16 protein-coding genes are annotated in these 21397 nt (G+C 46.1%); 12 read left to right on the top strand and 4 right to left on the bottom strand.

Annotated features, from left to right (window positions below; genetic code table 11):
- The first annotated feature begins 3 nt into the window (after positions 1-3).
- The 8 genes from ACLHV9_RS23210 to ACLHV9_RS23175 all read left to right on the top strand — a co-directional run bounded on the left by ACLHV9_RS23210 (position 4) and on the right by ACLHV9_RS23175 (position 11326).
- Positions 4-1206 (top strand): NAD(P)/FAD-dependent oxidoreductase, encoded by a 1203-nt coding sequence (locus ACLHV9_RS23210; protein WP_407221115.1) that lies wholly within the window; start codon positions 4-6, stop codon positions 1204-1206.
- 142 nt (positions 1207-1348) lie between these two features.
- Entirely contained in the window at positions 1349-2191 is an 843-nt protein-coding gene (locus ACLHV9_RS23205) for a TnsA endonuclease N-terminal domain-containing protein (RefSeq protein ID WP_000090707.1), read from the top strand.
- Entirely contained in the window at positions 2178-4301 is a 2124-nt protein-coding gene (locus tag ACLHV9_RS23200; RefSeq protein WP_000351437.1) for a transposase, read from the top strand. Before ACLHV9_RS23205 ends, ACLHV9_RS23200 begins: the two co-directional genes overlap by 14 nt.
- Positions 4301-5749 (top strand): ATP-binding protein, encoded by a 1449-nt coding sequence (locus ACLHV9_RS23195; protein WP_001049180.1) that lies wholly within the window; start codon positions 4301-4303, stop codon positions 5747-5749. The genes ACLHV9_RS23200 and ACLHV9_RS23195 overlap by 1 nt, the downstream gene beginning before the upstream one ends.
- 40 nt (positions 5750-5789) lie before the next feature.
- Entirely contained in the window at positions 5790-7346 is a 1557-nt protein-coding gene (locus tag ACLHV9_RS23190) for a TnsD family Tn7-like transposition protein (RefSeq protein ID WP_001324699.1), read from the top strand.
- An 11-nt stretch (positions 7347-7357) separates the two neighbouring features.
- Positions 7358-8284 (top strand): hypothetical protein, encoded by a 927-nt coding sequence (locus ACLHV9_RS23185; protein ID WP_407221114.1) that lies wholly within the window; start codon positions 7358-7360, stop codon positions 8282-8284.
- Positions 8285-8636: 352 nt separating this feature from the next.
- Positions 8637-8936 carry a helix-turn-helix domain-containing protein gene (locus tag ACLHV9_RS23180; RefSeq protein WP_001097216.1) on the top strand — a complete coding sequence of 100 codons (300 nt, stop codon included), beginning with the start codon at positions 8637-8639 and terminating at the stop codon, positions 8934-8936.
- A 563-nt stretch (positions 8937-9499) separates the two neighbouring features.
- The gene (locus tag ACLHV9_RS23175) at positions 9500-11326 is read left to right on the top strand and encodes an AAA family ATPase (RefSeq protein WP_001239419.1); all 1827 of its coding nucleotides are present in this window, start codon (positions 9500-9502) and stop codon (positions 11324-11326) included.
- 168 nt (positions 11327-11494) lie between these two features.
- Here the strand turns inward: ACLHV9_RS23175 and ACLHV9_RS23170 are convergent, their stop codons facing one another.
- The 4 genes from ACLHV9_RS23170 to silR form a co-directional block, all read right to left on the bottom strand.
- Positions 11495-11845 (bottom strand): DUF305 domain-containing protein, encoded by a 351-nt coding sequence (locus ACLHV9_RS23170; RefSeq protein WP_000647571.1) that lies wholly within the window; start codon positions 11843-11845, stop codon positions 11495-11497.
- A 147-nt stretch (positions 11846-11992) separates the two neighbouring features.
- Positions 11993-12424 (bottom strand): silver-binding protein SilE, encoded by a 432-nt coding sequence (silE, locus tag ACLHV9_RS23165; protein WP_000790485.1) that lies wholly within the window; start codon positions 12422-12424, stop codon positions 11993-11995.
- Positions 12425-12668: 244 nt separating this feature from the next.
- Positions 12669-14150 (bottom strand): copper/silver sensor histidine kinase SilS, encoded by a 1482-nt coding sequence (silS, locus tag ACLHV9_RS23160; RefSeq protein ID WP_000555736.1) that lies wholly within the window; start codon positions 14148-14150, stop codon positions 12669-12671.
- Positions 14143-14823: a copper/silver response regulator transcription factor SilR gene (silR, locus tag ACLHV9_RS23155; RefSeq protein WP_000697968.1), complete on the bottom strand. Its 681-nt coding sequence runs from the start codon at positions 14821-14823 to the stop codon at positions 14143-14145. The genes silS and silR overlap by 8 nt, the downstream gene beginning before the upstream one ends.
- Before the next feature lie 189 nt (positions 14824-15012).
- Between silR and silC the strand changes: the two genes are divergently transcribed.
- From silC to silA, 4 genes are all read left to right on the top strand, one after another.
- Positions 15013-16398, top strand: coding sequence for a Cu(+)/Ag(+) efflux RND transporter outer membrane channel SilC (silC, locus tag ACLHV9_RS23150; protein WP_000475506.1), 1386 nt, complete (start codon positions 15013-15015; stop codon positions 16396-16398).
- Positions 16399-16425: 27 nt separating this feature from the next.
- The gene (gene cusF, locus ACLHV9_RS23145) at positions 16426-16779 is read left to right on the top strand and encodes a cation efflux system protein CusF (protein WP_001246155.1); all 354 of its coding nucleotides are present in this window, start codon (positions 16426-16428) and stop codon (positions 16777-16779) included.
- Positions 16780-16892: 113 nt separating this feature from the next.
- Complete coding sequence (gene silB, locus ACLHV9_RS23140) at positions 16893-18185, top strand: Cu(+)/Ag(+) efflux RND transporter periplasmic adaptor subunit SilB (protein ID WP_000157620.1); 1293 nt, start codon at positions 16893-16895, stop codon at positions 18183-18185.
- 10 nt (positions 18186-18195) lie between these two features.
- A complete protein-coding gene (gene silA / locus ACLHV9_RS23135) occupies positions 18196-21342 on the top strand; it encodes a Cu(+)/Ag(+) efflux RND transporter permease subunit SilA (protein ID WP_000574029.1) in 3147 nt (1048 codons plus the stop codon).
- The last annotated feature ends 55 nt before the right edge of the window (positions 21343-21397 follow it).

The raw sequence follows: 21397 nt of genomic DNA, 5'->3' as shown, positions 1-21397 counted from the left end.
GACGTGGAAAGGTTTGATGCCGTGGTCATTGGCGCCGGTGCGGCGGGTATGTTTTGTGCGGCGATGGCCGGACAAGCGGGTCGTCGCGTGCTGTTACTGGATAACGGTAAAAAACCAGGCCGTAAGATCCTGATGTCTGGCGGTGGGCGCTGCAACTTTACTAATCTGTATGTTGAACCCGCGGCCTATTTGAGCCAAAACCGTCATTTTTGCAAATCTGCGCTGGCGCGTTACACCCAGTGGGACTTTATCGACCTCGTGGGTAAACACGGTATTGCGTGGCATGAGAAGACGTTGGGTCAGCTGTTCTGCGACGATTCCGCGCAGCAGATTGTCGATATGCTGGTGGCCGAGTGCGAGAAGGGCGGTGTAACGATGCGCCTGCGCACGGAAGTGCTGGACGTTGCGCGTGATGAGCAAGGTTACACGCTGCAACTCAACGGTGAAACCGTCAGCACCGACAGCCTGGTGATCGCCAGCGGTGGTCTTTCTATGCCGGGTCTGGGTGCCTCGCCATTTGGCTACAAGATTGCCGAGCAGTTCGGCCTGAAGGTGCTGCCAACGCGTGCGGGGCTGGTGCCGTTTACGCTGCATAAACCGCTGCTGGAACAACTCCAGACACTTTCTGGCGTCTCGGTTCCGTCGGTCATCACCGCCGAAGACGGTACGGTATTCCGCGAAAACCTGCTCTTCACTCACCGCGGCCTCTCTGGCCCGGCGGTACTGCAGATCTCCAGCTACTGGCAGCCGGGGGAGTTTGTCACGGTTAACCTGCTTCCCGATTGCGATCTGGATGCCTTCCTCAACGAGCAGCGTGTGGCGCACCCGAATCAGAGCCTGAAAAACACCCTGGCAATGCAGCTGCCGAAGCGTCTGGTGGAATGTTTGCAGGTGCTGGGGCAGATCCCGGATGTTTCGCTCAAGCAGCTTAACAGCCGCGAGCAGGAGACGCTGGTGGAGACGCTGACAAACTGGCGCGTGCAGCCAAACGGCACGGAAGGCTACCGCACCGCAGAAGTCACGCTGGGCGGGGTCGACACGAATGAACTCTCTTCCCGCTCCATGGAAGCGCGCAACGTGCCGGGGCTCTATTTTATTGGCGAAGTGATGGACGTCACCGGCTGGCTTGGCGGGTACAACTTCCAGTGGGCATGGGCAAGTGCCTGGGCATGTGCTCAGGCGCTGGCAGATGTCCGAGGACAATAAAGTTGTACACAAAGCACTAAAGTTGTAACCATTCTCAAAAAACGACGCTAATGTTGTATACTTACTGAATGTGTGGTTATAGGGTTGGAGACTATAAAATGCACATATAGGTACGTATCAATGTCGTTTTTAGGGTACGATCATGGCTAGGGGTAGGCGTCTCAAATCCTATTTGGATTATGAAAATGCGCTAGGTGACGGCATAGGAGTGGGCTATGGCCAAAGTTATCAGCCCTGGCTTAGAGCTCAGGACGTTAAATCCCGTGGAAACCGTTCGATAGTCTTTGGCCTTAAGACGTTTCGAAACCATCATCTCCTTTCTTCTGTCGAAAGTAACTTTTTCTATCTGGCTGAGTTTAATGACTCGGTGATTGATATCCGGGAACAATTCCCACTCTTTCCTCTCCGGCTTACCCAACAAATAGCAAATCATCTACATTTTCAACATCCTATGGTGAGGGGAGTAAGAGGAGTACCTGTCGAAGTTCTGAATGTTATGACAACCGATTTTTTACTGACCTTGAGAACTCCTGAAGGCGGACTTCGATACAAAGCTATAGCAGTAAAACATAACGAGAGCATACCTGAACGCGAAGCCCAAAAACTTGAAATAGAGAGGATGTTTTGGCAGTTGATTGATGTTGAGTTTCAAATTTATGTTGGCTCGGAACTCAATAACGTCGTCGGTAAAAACATTTGCTGGGCTACTTCTGTATTAAGAGATGGTTCTGAATTTTATGATAAATATCCTCTTGATAAAATCCTATGGAAGCTTAAACCAGATGTTTATCCCATAGTAGGACTACGTGCAATGATTTCATCAATCTTTGGGGTAGACGCACAAGAAGCGATGATGTTATTGCAGGCAATGATTGGATTAAAAATGATAAATGTTGATTTATCATATCCAATACTCGAAACCGGTCTGATAAAGATAATTTCCAATGACCACTATATAGGACTGAACGCAAATGGATATTATTAGGAATTCAGTCTGGCTCTCTCAAGGCACTGATTTGCTTGCAGAGGGACTTTACCGTGTTTTGGATTTTGACAGAAAGGTCGATTTGTTAATTTTGTTTAAAATAAAATCAGAAAGAACGGGTAAGCCAATCCCTTTCTCATTTTCAATGTTTAAATATTATATTGAATCAAATAGCATAACTTGTAAAGATTATATATATCCTTCATATATGTTAGTAGATGAGAAAGAATTAACAGATAAAGACAGAGGAAGGCGAGATGAAAATTACAATATCATTAAAGATCTTGTAGATGACAGAATGTTTCTGTTCGACTATGCATTACATAAAAAGTCGCACCTTTTAATGGATTACTCAAGAAATAAAAAAATATCACAATATACTATCAGAACGCTTCTGGCGTTGTATTGGCGACATGGGCAGGATATTTATGCATTGCTACCCGCATTCTCGAACTGTGGCGCCGCTGGGAAAAGTAGAATCAAACATGAAATTAAACTTGGGAATTCCAAAAAAAACAGAGCATTACCTAATGAACGATCACGTGTTTTCATTCTTAATGAAAGAGATATAAATAATATTAGAAAATCTCTCATTACGTATCATTATAAAGTTAACGGAGATACGATAAAGAAAACATTAGAGAGACATATTGATTTGTATTTTAGGGATGAAATTAAAACAGCAAACCTAGAAAATAGAGCTCCATATGTTCCTTCTTTAAAACAATTTTCATACTGGAATAAAAAACTCTTCACTAAAGATTTCTCGATAAATAAGAAGAACACGAAAAAAGAAATAGACCTCAAAATGCGGGCGCTTTTAGGTAGTGTGGCTAATACAACTGTTTTGCCGGGTGATGTTTTCGAAATAGACTCAACTGTCGCTGATGTACATCTTATTTCGAGTTTAAACAGACGAAAAGTCATTGGGCGTCCTACTATTTATACAGTGGTGGATCGTGCAACAAGAATGATTGTTGGCCTTCATGTTTCTTTATACCATGCTTCATGGCGAGCCGCCCGACAAGCGTTAGCAAATTGCTTTATGCCAAAAAAAGAATATTGTAGATTATTTGGAATCTCTATTACTGATGATGATTGGCCTTGTTCTCACATTCCATTAACATTGATGTGTGACAACGGGGAGATGATTGGTCTTAAACCTCAGGAAGAGATGACCCCCCTGACAAAACTTGAGTTTGCGCCAGTCGGTAGAGGCGACAGAAAAAGCATTGTTGAACGCTGTTTCGGCATTCTGAATGATGAGGTTATTCATAGGCTTATTGGAACAACACGAAGGGGAAAGATTGTTAAAGGAGAGCCAACACCGCAATCCAGGGCTTGTTTAACGATTCAGGAGGTCACGTCTTTACTGATTCGGGAGATACTTGCACATAATCAGAGAACGTATGAGGAACTGGCTTATATCAATCCCTTACTGATTGAAAATGATCTCGTAATATCACCAAAAAATAGTTGGATGATAAGCTTAAAGCACGGGAGATTCAGCGCAAGAGCCGTTGGGGCCGACGAAGTGATCGCACGATTGTTAATCCCTGTGAACGCTAACATTACCGCCGGTGGGATTCAGTACAATAATCTTTTTTATGAATGTGATCCTGAAATTGCATCAGGTGTCAGAGTATTTGGAAGAACCACTTGTGAAGCAAGAATAGATGACAATTGCGTAGATTATATATATGTAAGATTTGACAAAAATAGCATTTTCAAAAAACATTACCTACTTAAGAAAAGAGATGTATTTAAAGGGAAAGCTCATCTTGATACAGATGTAATGGCTGATTGGGTAGATACTCAAAAAGAAATTAATTTATTTACTCTGGATTCGCTCAGCAATATCAATAATAAAGATGAATTTAACAGGAAAGGTAACGAAAGATTAAATGAAATATACGAATCTCGCCGGGTACATGGTAAAGATATTAAAAAGAACAGGAAAAATGAACTTGATTCATTAGGGCGAACTCATGTTGCTAATGGAAGATCTGAACCCCTACTTCCTTCATCCAGTAATGTTCTGCTTTTGCCTGGCCGGGAGGAGAAACAAAGATGGTTAAAAGGTAAGAAGAAGACTGAGGACGCAGAATAATGAATCTTATACGGCGCGTTTCAGCGATATATAAAGAACAGGAGTTACCTGAGTATCGTGGCAATCCCTTAATTGAAGCACTTCCTGAAGCGCTTACGGAAGATGAAGTACTTCTGGAAATGAGTTATTTCCCCGAAATTGACGAAAAAATCCGCTGGACTGCCCCGGCGAATGTTAGAGAGCAGTATGTCGAACGTATAAAGAAATTCCGTTGCCCTCAAACCAATCTTATCCAGGCTTATAAGATGATCTTACGGGCACTTAGGGAAAGCTATGCAGCTCGTAATCCTTTAAAAAGCGGAACAATTCAATATCTTCATTACTATGGAAATGAGCGTCCTGATATTGAGCCAGAAAGTGGATATTTTAAATCCCAGGCTGAAACTATTACGATAGTTGGAATGAGTGGTTCTGGAAAAACTACCATGATTGAGCAAGTCATGGATCATTTCCCTCAGATTATAGAACACAGCAGCTATAAAGGAGTTTTTCCCGGCTTCAGTAAGCAAATTGTATGGGTAAAGATTAATTGTCCATACAATTCAAGTGTGAGAGACCTTTGTGAAGAGATTTTACAAAAATTAGATGATGCAATTGGTATTGAACGAACTACACCTGAGATTAGAAATGGTGCTCTGGCTCGCCAGATTGCACAAAGAATTAAATCATCATTTTTGGGTATCCTTGTTATTGATGAAATGCAGAGGCTTAAATTTTCAAGAACCGGGGGTGAGAGTAAGTTGATTGATTTTTTACATGAAATTGTAGATTCCATGGGGGTATCTATGGTTTTTTGTGGAAATCATCCTTTTGACGAGACGCTGACAAAGAAAATGAGAATTGCCAGGCGGGCAGAGTCTGGTGGTTACATGAAAATTAAGAATGTTAGATACGATTCACAAGACTGGCAATCGTTTATTCATTATTTATGGCCATTACAATGGACAAATGTTGAAACTCCATTAAATGATGAGTTAAACGAAAAATTATTCATTTTATCTAAAGGCAATATTGGATTGGCTCAGATGATTTATCGGGGGGCACAATTAAAGGTTATCGGTAGCGGCAATGAAATCATCACTGGCGCAGTCTTGTCGGCCTCTGTACCGGTACTCGTGAGTCATACGGAGGAATATAAGGATACTCCACTCCCGGGGGCCGCGACTGAAGATGAGGAAGCTAAATGGCTCTCTGCATCTAATGAGGGTGATGCTTCGGCTAAAATCATGGCAGAGAAGTCCCTAAAGTCTTTGATCCCTGGGGATATAGACAGGCCACAGCACAAGGAATTCGTAGGAAAAATAGACGAGGTTTTGCGCAATTTCGACGAGAAAATACTGTCTCTTGACCACGATCTTGTTATCAACAGAACAGCTGAAAAGAAAAATACCTACGATGCTCTTCAGCGTTGCGGGCTTATAAATATAGATCCACTTAATAAATTGTAATGAGGTAACAGTTCGTAACGGTCAAAGAGAGGTGTGGGAAATGAGAATGTTGCCTGTTTTGCCTGATGAATCCTTGTTCAGCCGGTTTTGTCGGACAACTACCGTGTACGGTATGTCCCCATCTTCTCTGTTAACGATCATTTTCAACAAACCTGATATGAACGTCCATCCAATTCTCAATTCAGGATTAAAGGCTATTTCTCTTCATACATCCGAAAGTGCAGATCAGCTCTGGCATGAACAGACTTTACTCCCTCTTTTTGCCTGGGCACTACCAATCAGTCGTAATGAAATTATGGATTTCAACACGACCCCTGCCAGGCTTAATCGATTGTGCCGCCTTAGTAATTTTTCACTAGGGCAGCGCACACTATTGAAGTTTTGCCCGGTTTGCGCTCGTGAAGATACTTTTCATTATGGTGTTACTTATTGGCATCTGGCGCATCAGCTTCATGGGGTTACAACCTGCCATCGGCATCCGGTAGCGCTTGAAAGCATCCATGTCCCTTCTTCACCGCACATACGTATTGGACTGATGCCTCCTGTTTCGTATACAGAACAACTTAGCAATGAGATAGACTTCGATTTTGCTAAGTTTTGTTATGAGTCCCTAAATATAATCAGAAGAAAAGATATTACACACCCCAATTACATGGATGTACTTAAAAAGTTGAATTTATTATCATTGGATGGAAATTTAAAGAAAAATGTATTCTACGCACATGTTTATGCTAAGTGCCAGTTATTTGGGGAGGGTTCATCGGGACTTATACCAACATCCCTAACTGATTATCATTACTGGGAGCCTATACTCAAAGACAAATGTTGTCAGCATCCCACAAAGCATCTTTTGCTTTGTTATTGTTTGTTAAATACTTGCTGGCCAACGTATGCAGGAAGTCGTACTAATAAAAAGAAAGAAATCTTTAAAAGTCATAAGAAATACAGTTTTCATATAGTTGAAAATAATACTAGTGTTAGCAACCTTGGGAAGGAATTTAGTCGCAGCAGATGTTACATTAAAACACTTATTTATAAAAAATACCTGAGGGCGTTTAAGCGAAACACAAAAATTAATATATTCACTGAATTGCTTATCAAGTCTATGGCTGTAAGGGGGTTTAGTCTGGCATCCATAGCTGAGAAAAACTCATTATCGGAAGGAGCTGTATCCTCTGTAATTTCATCTTGTTACGGTTTATGCTCATGGCGTAAAAAATGTAAAAAAGATTCTTTAAGACGGCGTCATAAGCAGAAAATATTAAGATTTATACATAATCAATCCGTTTCTATAACACGAAAGTTAGTCAAAGAAAGTTGTTATGCAAGTTTCTATTGGCTAAATAAACATGAATGTGACTGGCTTAATTCCTGTCTTCCTAAAACAATACGATGCTATAAAAATAAAAGAGTAGACTGGAGCGAGAGAGATATTATCTCATCATCATTAATAAATGATGTTTTATCTCAGGGGCAGTACTCGATGTCACTTACAAGTCTAGATGCTTTACTGGGAGGGCATGGCTGGCTTTTGAAATACAGAGATAAACTACCAATGACAATGATACTTCTCAGAAAAATGGAACTAATTAAATAAGAGGGAGTTATATGGTTTACGAAAATGAATTGTGGCACAGTTTTCTTCTGCGTTCACAGATAATGTATAACTTATCCAATTGCAGGAACATAATATCAAAGCATGGCGCACTAAGGTACGATGCCTTTCCTCGTTTCGAACTGATTGATATGTACAAATTGCATAGCTTGCAGGATATATATGACATTCTTGCCACTAGAAATGGTTATATACTAACTTCCAATATAGTGTCGTTATCTTCTGGTGTTTACGGGTATTTTAACGCTGTTGAAGATGCCTGTCGGAAAAATTTTCACATAACTAATTCATATCCATTGGTAAACATCTCAAACATTCGTTACTGTCACAAATGTATTGTTGAAGATATACACTCTAAAGGCATTGGTTATCTGCGTCATAGATGGTTGTTTGAATCTAAATGTGCAGTTCATAGTACCAGTTTATATGAGGTTTGTTTTGATAACTATTTGAATGCAGTGAAAGGACTTAGTGACTTAATTATAAGTGGAATAAATCCTCATGGTTATTGTTCCCTTGTGGTTGACGTTTCAAACCCTTTCAAAAATCCAGTGTATATATTACCATGTGCACGTAATAAAATTTTAAAATGGATTTCGGACAATAAAAATATGCTGATTTACTTTCTCTTTGATCTCTTCAAATGTAAGTCGCATTCAAGTTTATCTAAGGTTATCGAAGTCAAGATAATGCATGATAGATATATTTCTGCGGTGTTCAAGATTTTAAGTGAAGTTAATTTTTGTAATTTCAACTCATTTATTTCTGATATTTTTGAGGACGTAAGTTATGCCTCTATCGGACTTGATGATTATTCTGTTAATGTGCATTTTCTCAGGCTAAGGGCTGCAGATTGTAAATTTTGCCAGTTGAATGGTAAATATTTTTGCTCACTTTACAATGTAAAACTTCTTCGCTAATTTCACTTCATTTATAAAATACTAAGAAAGCTAGTTAGATAAGGTTTTATATTTTGACTGGGGCAGGAATAAATTATCACTCATAGAGTTTCCCTGGGGGTTACCACCTGTGTATGATGCCGGTTAGCAACAACGTCTAAAAGACCTGCGATCACGTGGGTCCCTCTCCAGCAAAGGGGCAAGGGGTGCTATATAACGGTGTACTGCTTACCCAATACGGCCTTGTATTTGAAAGATGCCGCATCTTGGCAGGATTCGTATTACAGCCTATAGTCTGTTAATGAGCATTACAGCCTATATGCTGTAAATCCCTGCGTTATGCTTGTTAACTCGTCGATACGGAAGGTCACTTATGAACACTCAATACGCTTTGAAGACTTTGAATCAGTTACGTCCTGTTTTAATCGGCTTTCGCAAAGCCAATGGACTGACGCAAAAAGATGTTTCTGAACGTTTGGGTATAACACAGCAAACTTATGCCCGACTAGAGGCCAACCCTGCAAGTGCGGGTTTTGAGCGTTTGTTTAGGGTGTTCAGCGTCCTTGGAGTGGAGATCGTACTTTCATCCAGGGAACCATTGTCAGATGCAAAGCCCGAATACGGAGCTATGCACAATTATTCTTCACTTCCAGCCAGGCGGGAGAAATGGTGACGCCTGGCGCTTCCCGGTCTAATTTTTCTTCAACAAGATTAACCCCTTAGCGGCCTGAAGTATCAGGTTGCGATAGAGCCTTTCATTTCTTCTGTTATGTTAAATACACCATTTTGAGCTATTTCGCTCGGCCTTAAATTATCTCTTCATTCTTCAGTGAAAATTTTATGTCGATCACATTATCGATGAATTTAGGAAATAATCCGTAAATGAAAATCTATCTTCTTTTAAATTCATCAGTGTCAGTAGCAAATATTACGCATAAAAGAATGGTTATTATTATCATTTAAATTATAAAGCTCATGAGTCAATTCCAAAAAATATAATAAGCATTGAAATCATTACCCGTGATTCTGGAGTTTTAACTTTGCCATGTAACCAACCACAAGTTAGTTTCCGGTGTTTTGAGGGGCAGTAAAGTTCTGAAAGCGCGACCAGATCATAATCCCGAAATGTCGTTAAGATATTCTGAATAACGGTTATCCCTGCTTGTTGGCAGGCATTTGAAAATATATTTTGTATTCAGGTTGCAGCAAAACGCTTTCTTACACACAGGACTTCATATGCGGCTCAGAAAATTAAAACTGAAAAACTTCAGAGGCTACAGAAACTCTACTGAAATCATTATTGATGAAAGCATGACGGGTATTGTCGGTCGTAATGACTTTGGGAAATCAACGCTTCTGGAAGCGCTGGCTATTTTTTTTGAAACAGAAGGAATGAAGGCTGACAAGAATGACATGAACTGTTTCAGCCTAAGAGAAGGGGACGGCCGTTTTGAAATAGCCTGTGAATTTGATGACCTGCCCGATTTTATCATGATCGACGACAGGGTGCAGACCACGCTCGCCTCAGAACATCTGCTGAATGAGGACGGCAATTTTGAAATCGTCAAAACGTTTAAAGCAACGACCTCAGGAAAACCGGAGCAGACCTGCATCCGCTGCATCCACCCGGATGAGGAGCCCCTGAGAAATTTACTGGGCATGAAAATTTCTGAGCTCAAGGCGGTGGGAAAAGAAGTTGAAAAAAATGTGGCGGATAAACGCACTGCATCGTTATGGCGTCAGGCCATCAGGGAAGCCGCAGCCCCCTATACCTGTTCGGAAATTATGCTGGATGTCGATAAAGAGTTCGGAACCGACACAAAATCATTATGGGGTAAGATCCTCGATTTGCTGCCCACGTATGCGATTTTCAAAGCCGACAGGGAAAGCAGCGACGGGGATTCCGAAGCTAAAAACCCCTTACAGCAGGCCGTAAAAGACGCTCAGGCTGCGCTGCAGGACAAAATTACAGCGCTGGAAAATGAGATTCAGGACAGCGTCCTGGATGTCGCACAGAGAACGCTGGATAAATTACGTGAAATGGCCCCCGAACTCGCCAGTGAACTGACTCCACGATTTAAGGAGAAACCCAAGTGGACCTTCAATTTCACCCTGGACGGGGAAAATGGCATCCCCATCAATAAGCGCGGCAGCGGGATAAGGAGGCTTATCCTGTTGAATTTTTTTCGGGCTGAGGCTGAAAAGAATGTCGCGGGGACGCCCAGAAATGTGATTTATGCCATAGAGGAGCCTGAAACGTCACAGCATCCGAACTATCAGATGATGCTGATGAAAGCGTTACTGGCACTGGCAGGCCAGCCGCACCGTCAGATTATCGTCACCACCCATGTCCCGGCGCTGGCCGGATTAATCCCTGTCGAAGGCGTACGTTATGTTACCCGAAATGAGGCGGGTGAACCCGTAGTAAAAATGCCGGATGACGCAGTGCTGAAGGAAGCCACTGAAAGCCTGGGGGTGCTGCCAGAGACCGGTATGGAAAGGGCGCAGGGGATTGTTCTGGTAGAGGGAAAGTCGGATGTTACTTTCCTGAGGCATGCGGCCAGTTCATTAAAACAGTCAGGTGCGCTGCCAGCCTCTCTGGAGGACGTGAAAATAGTGCCAGTCCTCATAGGAGGGTGTGGTAGCGTCAAACACTGGGTTACATTGAATCTGGCCAAAGATCTGGGGCTTCCCTGGTGCGTATTTCTGGACTCCGATATTGGGGGAGACCCTGCACAGGTTCTGTCCATCCAGAAGCGTAAAAAAGAAGTAGAGGAGGCCGGTAAGGTATTTTTCGCTACGCGCAAACGTGAGATAGAAAACTATCTGTGCCCGGATCTTATCGAGGAAATTACTGGTGTAGCCGTCACGTTTACGGACACCTGTGACGCTAAAAAAATAATCGGCCGGGCTGTGGGAATGAAACCCGATAATGTACTAGATAAATTCTGGCCTCAGATGACATCAGAAAGAATCATCTCAAGATCAACCTATCATGACGGAACGCAGGAGAGAAGCGAGCTGGTTGAGATCCTGAGCGACATTGTATCCATGACGAGATAATGTATTAAATAAGCATCTCAGGTGCATATATTCCGGTCCTCAACAAAGGACCGGAGTACAGAGTAGTAAAAACCCGAAATTAATCGGGTTTGAATTATATAAAGATTAACCGACTCCCGCGCCCAGGAACGATGTAAAATCACGCTTGTCGTGACATTTCTACAATGTTTACTTTTGACTATCAAGCCATTTATTCATCTGCTCAATTTCACCTTTTTGAGCTTTAATGATGTCCTGCGCGAGCTTTCTCATTTTCGGATCTTTTCCGTATTTGAGCTCGGTCTCAGCCATTGCTATTGCCCCTTCATGGTGCGCTACCATGCCTTTCGCAAAAGCCTTGTCGGGATCGGACTCATTTACGGCAGCCATCATTTTGTCATGCATGTCTTTCATGCCAGCCATATATTCCTGTGACGAAGCCGAGGTAGACATATCAGTCATTTTCATTTCTGAATGTTCTGCTGAAATCGCTGGCAGGGATAACATTAATACTGCAAATAAAGTGTTTCTGGCTTTCATAAAAAATATCCTTTTAGCGTTGATGCCCGTTAACTGTAGCAGAATCTGATAAAAATGCCCCCTGTAGGGGGCAAAGATGTTGCCATATATCCGGTTACGGAAAAATCTATCAAGGAAATAAGGACAGCACAGATACTTCCCTCGCCGTCAGCCTGCACTGAGCATGCGACGATGCGCTTCGGCCATGGCCTGATGTGGGCCAGACTGACCGTTATTCATAAATTCATGGGCAACTGCAGCTCTTTCATGCTCATTCATTGCCGCTAATGACTTCGACGGCCCGGTAGGGGAAACGGTCTGACTTCCCATCATCCTCTGATGACTTTCCACCATTTTCTGGTGCGCATCCGCCGACCCGTTCGTCATGGTTTCATGAGCAATAATGGCCTGTTCATGCTGGTCCATACCGGCCATACGAGGTGCAGTCCCCTGGATCCCGACAGGAGCCGCAGCAGACTGCATCTGGTGAGCAGGTGCCTGTGCATTGTTGACCCGCTCATGGATATTCACGGTTTCAGTGGCCCAGGCCGAAGAAATTAAGCCAAAGCCCAGCAAGGATGCTAATACGATATTTTTCATGATAACTCTCCATTTCTTAATTAGTGATGTCCGGGGGAGTACAACCGGTGTTTTCAGTTCCATAACTGAAACAGGTTCGGAAGTGTTTATTTCTCCGGGAGGGGACTGGATATTCATTTCCTGGCGTCCACTGACGCCGGATATTGATAAAGCAATCCAGCCTTCCTGATAAGTTGCACTAATTATATCGAATGGCTTCTGTTTGCTGCATGACAGGCTAATGACATCTTTGTCATTTAAATCTTTATTCCCAGCACTGGGTGTCCGGAATCATTTTCTCCAGTCTGGGCACGGATAAGATAAAACGCGTTGAGTGTACGTCCGATTCCACCTGCACTCTTCCGTGATGTGCTTCCACGATTGACTTCACAATCGCAAGGCCGATGCCGCTGCCTTCTCCTTTTCGTTGTCTGGACGGATCCACCCGATAAAAACGGTCAAACAACCTTGATAAATGCTCTTCAGGGATTGGTTTCCCCGGATTTTCAATCACAAGGTCAAAAAAGCTCTCCTGCTCTCTTATTGAGACGGTGATTGCCTGTCCCTCCGGGGTATAACGCAGGGCATTGGATAACAGATTATTGATCGCCCTTCTGAACATTTGTGGATCTCCCTCAACCAGGCAGGGCATCCCGTTAAATTTGAGCGTGATATTGCGTTCTTCGGCCCAGGCTTCGAAAAACTCGAAGACTTTCATGACTTCCGCTCTGAGGTCAAACATGACCCTGTCAGGTATCAGCTGATTATTATCTGCCTGTGCCAGGAACAGCATATCGCTGACCATTTTGGTCATCCGGTTATACTCTTCAAGACTGGAATAGAGGACATCCTCAAGTTCCCTCTGTGTTCGATCCTGACTCAGTGCGATTTCAGTCTGCGTCACCAGATTGGTGATGGGCGTTCTGATCTCATGCGCGATATCGGCAGAGAAATTGGCCTGGCGGGTAAAGACATCCTCAATCTTTCCAATCATATGATTGAACGAGATAACCAGTTGCTCCAGCTCAATGGGAACGCGTGTCGGTTCCAGTCGCGCATCAAGATTCTCGGAGGTGATGTTTTTAATGGCATTGCTGACATTACGAAGGGGCAGGTGCCCCTGACGGACAGCGATTCGAATGATCAGAACAATCAACAGGCTTATCACGACGGCAATCGCAATCAGGTTCTTTTTCAGCGCATCGAGGTAATGGAGATGGAAATTAATGGATAGGCCAGTCAGCATGACATAGTTCTGCTGTTTGCCCTGAAATATCGCCTGACCAGAGGAGGCGATAATCCTGTATGTTTCCATCTTCATTTCGGACCCGGTATCCATCGGTCCCGCAGGATCCTCCACCGTCCAGAGAAAGACATCCCGTGCGCGGCTGTGCTCGCTAAAATCTGCTGAATTCACTGCCGGGCGTAGTGCCGCCCCCTGAGCTGAGCTAAAGAGCACTTCCCCCCTGGGATTGAGGAGCAAAAGGGCAACGTTGCGGTAGCTGGCAATTGATTCCTTTATTTTGCTTATTTTTTTATCATCCGGATCCACCGGGGACTGCAGTATACGGTTCAGTGTGGTGCTGATTTGTTGAAGATCGCTGACATCCTGCTCGGCAAAATGATTTTCAACAGAATGCAGCATAAACCAGGTGAATGCGATAAAAGCCAGTATCGTGGACAGGCTGATAAAAAAGGTCAGCCGCAGAGCGAGTGAGAAAGGGCGTCTGGAAGGTTTGCTATGCATCCGGGACCTCCAGCATGTAGCCCACGCCCCGGACTGTCTGGATCAGCTTTGTCTCGTAATCGTTGTCTATTTTAGCGCGGAGTCGCTTTACTGCGACATCGATCGCATTAGTGTCGCTGTCAAAATTCATGTCCCAGACCTGAGAGGCAATCAGGGAGCGGGGAAGAACCTCTCCCTGATGGCGAATGAAGAATTCCAGCAGGCTGAACTCTTTACTGGTGAGCACAATGCGGTTTCCGGCGCGACTGACTTTTCTGGATACGAGATCAATCGAGAGGTCAGCCACCTTAAACTGGCTTTCCGTGATCATCGTGTTTCCCCGCCTCAGAAGGGTTCTCACCCGGGCGAGCAGTTCGGCAAACGCAAAGGGTTTAACCAGATAATCGTCCGCACCCAGTTCCAGTCCTTTGACCCTATGTTCGATCGTGCCGAGGGCTGTCAGCAGTAAGACCGGCATACCCTTTCCGGCAGTGCGCAGCATGCGGATGATATCCCAGCCGTTCACATCAGGTAGCATGATATCCAGAATGACTAAATCATACTCGGCTGTCATGGCGAGATGATATCCGGTAAGACCATTATCAGCGTGATCCACTACGAACCCTGCCTCTGTAAGCCCTTTGCTGAGATATTCACCTGTTTTAATTTCGTCTTCGACGATCAATATTTTCATCTTGCTCCCCGGCTGGCTGCTAATGTCATTCTATTGCGCCCACGATCGTTATCAACGGATTACAGCAAAAATGACAACATTGTCATTATCCTGTCACCCGGCAAACAGAGAGCGTTAGGTAAAGTACCCCTATCAATACTCTGGACTTCATTTGAACCATTTACCAGGTCTGCCTGGACGAGAAGCGTTATGTTCAAATTAAAATTACTCAGCATTAGCACGATATTCATCCTGGCAGGCTGCGTGTCGCTTGCGCCTGAATATCAGCGGCCCGCAGCACCGGTACCCCAGCAGTTTTCACTGTCCCATAACAGCCTGACGCCAGCGGTAAATGGCTATCAGGATACGGGCTGGCGTAACTTTTTTGTGGATCCCCAGGTTACCCGGTTGATCGGTGAAGCTCTGACTAATAACCGTGATTTGAGAATGGCTGCCCTGAAGGTTGAAGAGGCCCGAGCCCAGTTCAACGTCACGGATGCAGATCGTTATCCCCAGCTGAATGCCTCATCCGGGATAACATACAGCGGTGGTCTGAAAGGTGACAAGCCGACCACACAGGAGTACGACGCGAGACTGGAGCTCAGCTATGAGCTCGATTTTTTCGGCAAACTTAAGAACATGAGTGATGCTGATCGCCAGAACTACTTTGCCAGCGAAGAAGCCCGTCGGGCCGTACACATCCTGCTGGTATCCAACGTTTCACAAAGCTATTTCAGCCAGCAACTGGCGTACGAACAACTTCGTATTGCGCGGGAAACGCTGAAAAATTATCAACAGTCCTATGCTTTCGTTGAGCAGCAGCTCGTGACCGGGAGTACGAACGTTCTGGCACTTGAACAGGCGCGAGGACAAATCGAAAGTACCCGCGCCGAAATAGCCAAACGAGAAGGCGATCTGGCTCAGGCAAACAATGCCCTGCAACTGGTGCTGGGAACGTACCGCGCACTTCCGTCAGAAAAAGGGATGAAAGGCGGGGAGATAGCCCCAGTAAAATTGCCACCAAATCTGTCTTCACAAATTTTGCTGCAGCGACCGGATATTATGGAAGCGGAATATCAGCTGAAAGCGGCTGATGCCAATATTGGCGCAGCGCGAGCGGCCTTTTTCCCCTCAATTACCCTGACCAGTGGTCTTTCCGCAAGCAGTACGGAGCTGTCCAGCCTGTTTACGTCAGGAAGTGGAATGTGGAATTTTATCCCTAAAATTGAAATTCCTATATTTAATGCTGGCAGGAATAAAGCCAATCTGAAGCTGGCTGAAATTCGCCAGCAACAGTCGGTGGTTAATTACGAACAAAAAATTCAGTCAGCCTTTAAGGATGTTTCCGACACGCTTGCGCTGCGCGACAGCCTTAGCCAGCAACTTGAGTCACAGCAGCGTTATCTTGATTCACTTCAGATAACTCTCCAGCGTGCCAGAGGATTGTATGCAAGTGGTGCTGTCAGTTACATCGAAGTGCTGGATGCAGAACGTTCCCTCTTCGCTACCCAGCAAACCATTCTCGATCTTACCTATTCCCGGCAGGTTAACGAAATTAATCTGTTTACCGCGCTGGGTGGCGGTTGGGTAGAGTAAATTTATTTAATTAATCAGGAAATTAAAATGCGTAATTCACTTAAAGCCGTTTTATTTGGTGCCTTCTCTGTCATGTTTTCTGCCGGTCTTCATGCTGAAACACATCAGCATGGCGATATGAATACTGCCAGTGATGCTTCGGTACAGCAAGTTATCAAGGGCACCGGTGTCGTTAAAGACATTGATATGAATACTAAGAAAATCACCATTTCGCATGAAGCAATTCCAGCGGTGGGCTGGCCTGCAATGACCATGCGCTTTACTTTTGTTAATGCAGACGATGCTATTAATGCCCTGAAAACAGGCAACCATGTCGATTTCTCGTTTATTCAGCAGGGCAATATCTCCTTACTCAAAAGCATTAACGTGACGCAGTCCTGATTGGCTGTCCGGAGCGATTACATCCTGTGCGCCTGTACATTCACATAGGTATATGTGTGAGTTAACCGTCAGGCGCATATGCCAGGTGTTTTGATTTTTTAGCGGAAAATTGTATGGCTTCTTTAAAGATAAAATATGCTGCAATAATTATCAGCAGCCTCATAGCAGGGGGGCTGATATCGGTTACTGCCTGGCAGTATGTAAACTCAGCACAAAAGACAGAAAAAACAGAACAAAAGGCACCGGAACGAAAGGTGCTTTTCTGGTATGACCCAATGAAACCGGATACCAAATTTGATAAACCCGGAAAATCGCCCTTTATGGATATGGACCTGGTGCCAAAATATGCTGATGACAGTGGCGATAAAAGCAGTGGCGGGATCCGTATCGACCCAACCCAGGTTCAGAATCTGGGATTAAAAACGCAAAAAGTCACGCGAGGAATGCTGAATTATTCTCAGACAATCCCGGCTAATGTCAGCTATAACGAGTATCAGTTTGTTATTGTGCAGGCGCGTTCTGACGGGTTTGTCGAAAAAGTCTACCCCATGACGATTGGCGATCATGTGAAGAAGGGGACGCCACTTATCGATATTACCATTCCGGACTGGGTGGAAGCACAGAGTGAATTCCTTCTGTTATCCAGCACCGGTGGTACTTCCACGCAAATTAAAGGCGTTCTGGAACGGCTTCGCCTGGCAGGTATGCCGGAAGAGGATATTCAGAGACTGCGTTCTACCCGGAGCATTCAGACCCGTTTTACCATTAAAGCACCTATTGATGGTGTCATTACTGCATTTGACCTGCGCACCGGCATGAATATTTCGAAAGATAAGGTGGTGGCTCAGATTCAGGGAATGGACCCGGTCTGGATCAGCGCTGCAGTGCCAGAATCTATCGCCTATCTGCTGAAAGATACGTCGCAGTTTGAAATTTCGGTACCGGCTTATCCGGATAAAACATTCCATGTCGAAAAATGGAATATTCTTCCCAGCGTGGATCAGACAACCCGTACGCTTCAGGTCCGTCTCCAGGTTTCTAATAAGGATGAGTTTCTCAAGCCGGGCATGAATGCCTATCTGAAACTGAATACCAGAAGCCAGGAGATGCTGCTGATACCAAGCCAGGCCGTTATCGATACCGGCAAAGAACAGCGCGTGATTACTGTTGATGATGAAGGCAAGTTTGTGCCGAAACAGATCCACGTTCTGCATGAGTCACAGCAACAGTCCGGCATCGGCTCCGGCCTGAATGAAGGCGATACCGTGGTGGTCAGTGGCCTGTTCCTCATTGACTCTGAAGCCAATATTACGGGCGCACTGGAACGTATGCGCCACCCTGAAAAAACAGAAAGCAGTATGCCAGCAATGTCTGACCAGCCTGTAAATATGCATTCAGGGCACTGAGGAGACGACGATGATTGAATGGATTATCCGGCGCTCTGTCGCCAACCGTTTCCTGGTCATGATGGGGGCCCTGTTTCTCAGCATCTGGGGCACATGGACGATTATTAACACGCCTGTCGATGCCTTGCCTGACCTGTCAGATGTGCAGGTCATTATCAAAACCAGCTATCCCGGCCAGGCCCCGCAGATTGTAGAAAACCAGGTCACCTATCCACTTACCACCACCATGCTGTCCGTGCCTGGCGCAAAAACCGTGCGTGGTTTTTCACAGTTCGGTGATTCGTATGTGTATGTCATTTTTGAAGACGGCACCGATCTGTACTGGGCCCGTTCCCGCGTGCTGGAGTACCTGAACCAGGTACAGGGAAAACTGCCCGCCGGTGTGAGTTCTGAAATCGGTCCGGACGCCACGGGGGTGGGCTGGATATTTGAATATGCCCTTGTCGATCGCAGCGGAAAACACGACCTTTCAGAACTGCGTTCTCTGCAGGACTGGTTCCTGAAATTTGAGCTGAAAACCATCCCGAACGTGGCTGAGGTCGCTTCGGTTGGCGGCGTGGTGAAACAGTACCAGATTCAGGTCAATCCGGTAAAATTGTCTCAGTATGGTATCAGCCTGCCCGAAGTGAAACAGGCCCTTGAATCGTCTAACCAGGAGGCCGGTGGCTCATCCGTTGAAATGGCCGAAGCTGAGTATATGGTCCGTGCCAGCGGTTATCTTCAGAGCATTGATGATTTTAATAACATCGTCCTGAAAACAGGCGAGAACGGCGTGCCGGTTTATCTGCGGGATGTTGCCCGCGTGCAGACCGGGCCTGAAATGCGGCGTGGTATTGCCGAGCTGAACGGCCAGGGCGAAGTCGCTGGCGGCGTGGTGATCCTGCGGTCGGGTAAAAATGCACGCGACGTTATCACGGCAGTGAGGGATAAACTTGAGACGCTGAAGGCCAGCCTGCCGGAAGGCGTTGAAATCGTGACCACCTACGATCGCAGCCAGCTCATCGACCGGGCGATTGATAACCTCAGTTCCAAACTTCTGGAAGAGTTTATCGTGGTGGCCATCGTCTGTGCCCTGTTCCTGTGGCACGTACGTTCTGCCCTGGTGGCGATTATCTCTCTGCCGCTTGGTCTGTGTATCGCCTTTATCGTCATGCACTTCCAGGGACTGAACGCCAATATCATGTCGCTGGGAGGGATAGCGATTGCCGTCGGTGCGATGGTGGATGCCGCCATTGTGATGATTGAGAATGCGCATAAGCGGCTTGAGGAGTGGGATCATCAGCATCCGGGTGAGCAGATTGACAACGCCACCCGCTGGAAGGTGATTACCGATGCCTCCGTTGAAGTGGGACCCGCACTGTTTATCAGCCTGCTGATCATCACCCTGTCCTTTATTCCTATCTTTACCCTGGAAGGTCAGGAAGGACGTCTGTTTGGCCCGCTGGCATTCACGAAAACGTACTCCATGGCGGGCGCGGCCGCGCTGGCCATCATCGTCATTCCGATTCTGATGGGATTCTGGATCCGGGGGAAAATTCCTGCAGAGACCAGTAACCCCCTGAACCGGGTACTGATCAAAGCGTATCATCCATTGCTGTTGCGGGTTCTCCACTGGCCAAAAACAACCCTGCTGGTTGCGGCCTTGTCCATTTTCACCGTTATCTGGCCGCTGAGCCAGGTGGGCGGTGAGTTTCTGCCGAAGATTAACGAGGGCGACCTGTTGTATATGCCGTCGACCCTGCCGGGTGTCTCTCCGGCTGAAGCTGCAGCGCTCCTGCAGACGACGGACAAGTTAATCAAAAGCGTTCCTGAAGTGGCCTCTGTATTTGGCAAGACCGGTAAAGCAGAGACCGCCACGGATTCCGCACCGCTCGAAATGGTTGAAACCACGATCCAGCTCAAACCTGAGGATCAGTGGCGTCCAGGCATGACGATTGACAAGATTATTGAAGAACTCGACAGGACCGTCCGTTTACCGGGGCTGGCAAACCTCTGGGTGCCGCCAATCCGTAACCGTATTGATATGCTCTCAACCGGGATCAAAAGCCCGATAGGTATCAAGGTGTCCGGAACGGTTCTGTCCGATATCGATGCAACGGCGCAGAGTATCGAAGCGGTCGCCAAAACCGTACCCGGCGTAGTGTCTGCTCTCGCAGAGCGACTGGAAGGCGGGCGCTACATTGATGTGGATATCAACCGGGAAAAAGCCTCCCGCTACGGAATGACGGTGGGCGATGTGCAGCTGTTCATCTCATCAGCCATCGGCGGCGCGACGGTAGGGGAAACGGTTGAAGGCGTGGCCCGGTACCCGATTAATATCCGCTATCCGCAGGATTACCGGAACAGCCCGCAGGCCCTGAAACAGATGCCGATCCTGACCCCGATGAAGCAGCAGATCACGCTGGGCGATGTTGCGGATATTAAGGTCGTTTCCGGGCCGACTATGCTGAAAACGGAAAATGCCCGTCCAGCCAGCTGGATTTACATTGACGCGCGCGGCAGGGATATGGTGTCGGTGGTTAATGACATTAAAACGGCGATCAGTCAGAAAGTGAAACTGAGACCGGGTACCAGCGTGTCATTCTCCGGACAGTTTGAACTGCTTGAGCATGCCAACAAGAAACTGAAGCTGATGGTGCCGATGACGGTGATGATCATCTTCATCCTGTTGTATCTGGCATTCCGCCGGGTTGATGAAGCCCTGCTGATCCTGATGAGCCTGCCGTTCGCCCTGGTTGGCGGGATATGGTTCCTGTACTGGCAGGGCTTCCATATGTCTGTCGCAACCGGAACGGGGTTTATCGCTCTGGCCGGGGTGGCAGCAGAGTTTGGCGTGGTCATGCTGATGTATCTGCGTCATGCCATTGAAGCGCACCCGGAATTGTCCCGTAAAGAGACGTTCACACCGGAAGGCCTTGATGAAGCCCTCTATCATGGTGCCGTACTGCGTGTCCGGCCGAAAGCCATGACCGTGGCGGTGATCATTGCGGGTCTGCTGCCAATACTCTGGGGAACCGGTGCAGGTTCAGAAGTCATGAGCCGTATCGCGGCACCCATGATTGGTGGGATGATCACGGCTCCGCTGCTGTCCCTGTTCATTATTCCTGCCGCCTACAAATTAATCTGGCTGCGCAGACATAAAAAAAGCGTGTCCTGAACCTGAAAGGGCACCCCCTGTGGGTGTCCTTCTTTACTGATTCACCCTGACGTCA

This window comes from Enterobacter sp. CPE_E890, from assembly GCF_046521475.1.
GTDB lineage: Bacteria > Pseudomonadota > Gammaproteobacteria > Enterobacterales > Enterobacteriaceae > Enterobacter > Enterobacter adelaidei.
Note: the sequence above shows the minus strand (reverse complement) of the source record. Positions and strands in the feature narration are given on the sequence as shown.

What these genes read in the sequence shown, in the direction of transcription:
- ACLHV9_RS23205 (WP_000090707.1), top strand. Translation starts at nt 1,349, where the DNA reads ATGGCTAGGGGTAGGCGTCTCAAATCCTATTTGGATTATGAAAATGCG.
- ACLHV9_RS23200 (WP_000351437.1), top strand. Translation starts at nt 2,178, where the DNA reads ATGGATATTATTAGGAATTCAGTCTGGCTCTCTCAAGGCACTGATTTG.
- ACLHV9_RS23195 (WP_001049180.1), top strand. Translation starts at nt 4,301, where the DNA reads ATGAATCTTATACGGCGCGTTTCAGCGATATATAAAGAACAGGAGTTA.
- ACLHV9_RS23190 (WP_001324699.1), top strand. Translation starts at nt 5,790, where the DNA reads ATGAGAATGTTGCCTGTTTTGCCTGATGAATCCTTGTTCAGCCGGTTT.
- ACLHV9_RS23185 (WP_407221114.1), top strand. Translation starts at nt 7,358, where the DNA reads ATGGTTTACGAAAATGAATTGTGGCACAGTTTTCTTCTGCGTTCACAG.
- ACLHV9_RS23180 (WP_001097216.1), top strand. Translation starts at nt 8,637, where the DNA reads ATGAACACTCAATACGCTTTGAAGACTTTGAATCAGTTACGTCCTGTT.
- ACLHV9_RS23175 (WP_001239419.1), top strand. Translation starts at nt 9,500, where the DNA reads ATGCGGCTCAGAAAATTAAAACTGAAAAACTTCAGAGGCTACAGAAAC.
- ACLHV9_RS23170 (WP_000647571.1), bottom strand. Translation starts at nt 11,845, where the DNA reads ATGAAAGCCAGAAACACTTTATTTGCAGTATTAATGTTATCCCTGCCA.
- silE (WP_000790485.1), bottom strand. Translation starts at nt 12,424, where the DNA reads ATGAAAAATATCGTATTAGCATCCTTGCTGGGCTTTGGCTTAATTTCT.
- silS (WP_000555736.1), bottom strand. Translation starts at nt 14,150, where the DNA reads ATGCATAGCAAACCTTCCAGACGCCCTTTCTCACTCGCTCTGCGGCTG.
- silR (WP_000697968.1), bottom strand. Translation starts at nt 14,823, where the DNA reads ATGAAAATATTGATCGTCGAAGACGAAATTAAAACAGGTGAATATCTC.
- silC (WP_000475506.1), top strand. Translation starts at nt 15,013, where the DNA reads ATGTTCAAATTAAAATTACTCAGCATTAGCACGATATTCATCCTGGCA.
- cusF (WP_001246155.1), top strand. Translation starts at nt 16,426, where the DNA reads ATGCGTAATTCACTTAAAGCCGTTTTATTTGGTGCCTTCTCTGTCATG.
- silB (WP_000157620.1), top strand. Translation starts at nt 16,893, where the DNA reads ATGGCTTCTTTAAAGATAAAATATGCTGCAATAATTATCAGCAGCCTC.
- silA (WP_000574029.1), top strand. Translation starts at nt 18,196, where the DNA reads ATGATTGAATGGATTATCCGGCGCTCTGTCGCCAACCGTTTCCTGGTC.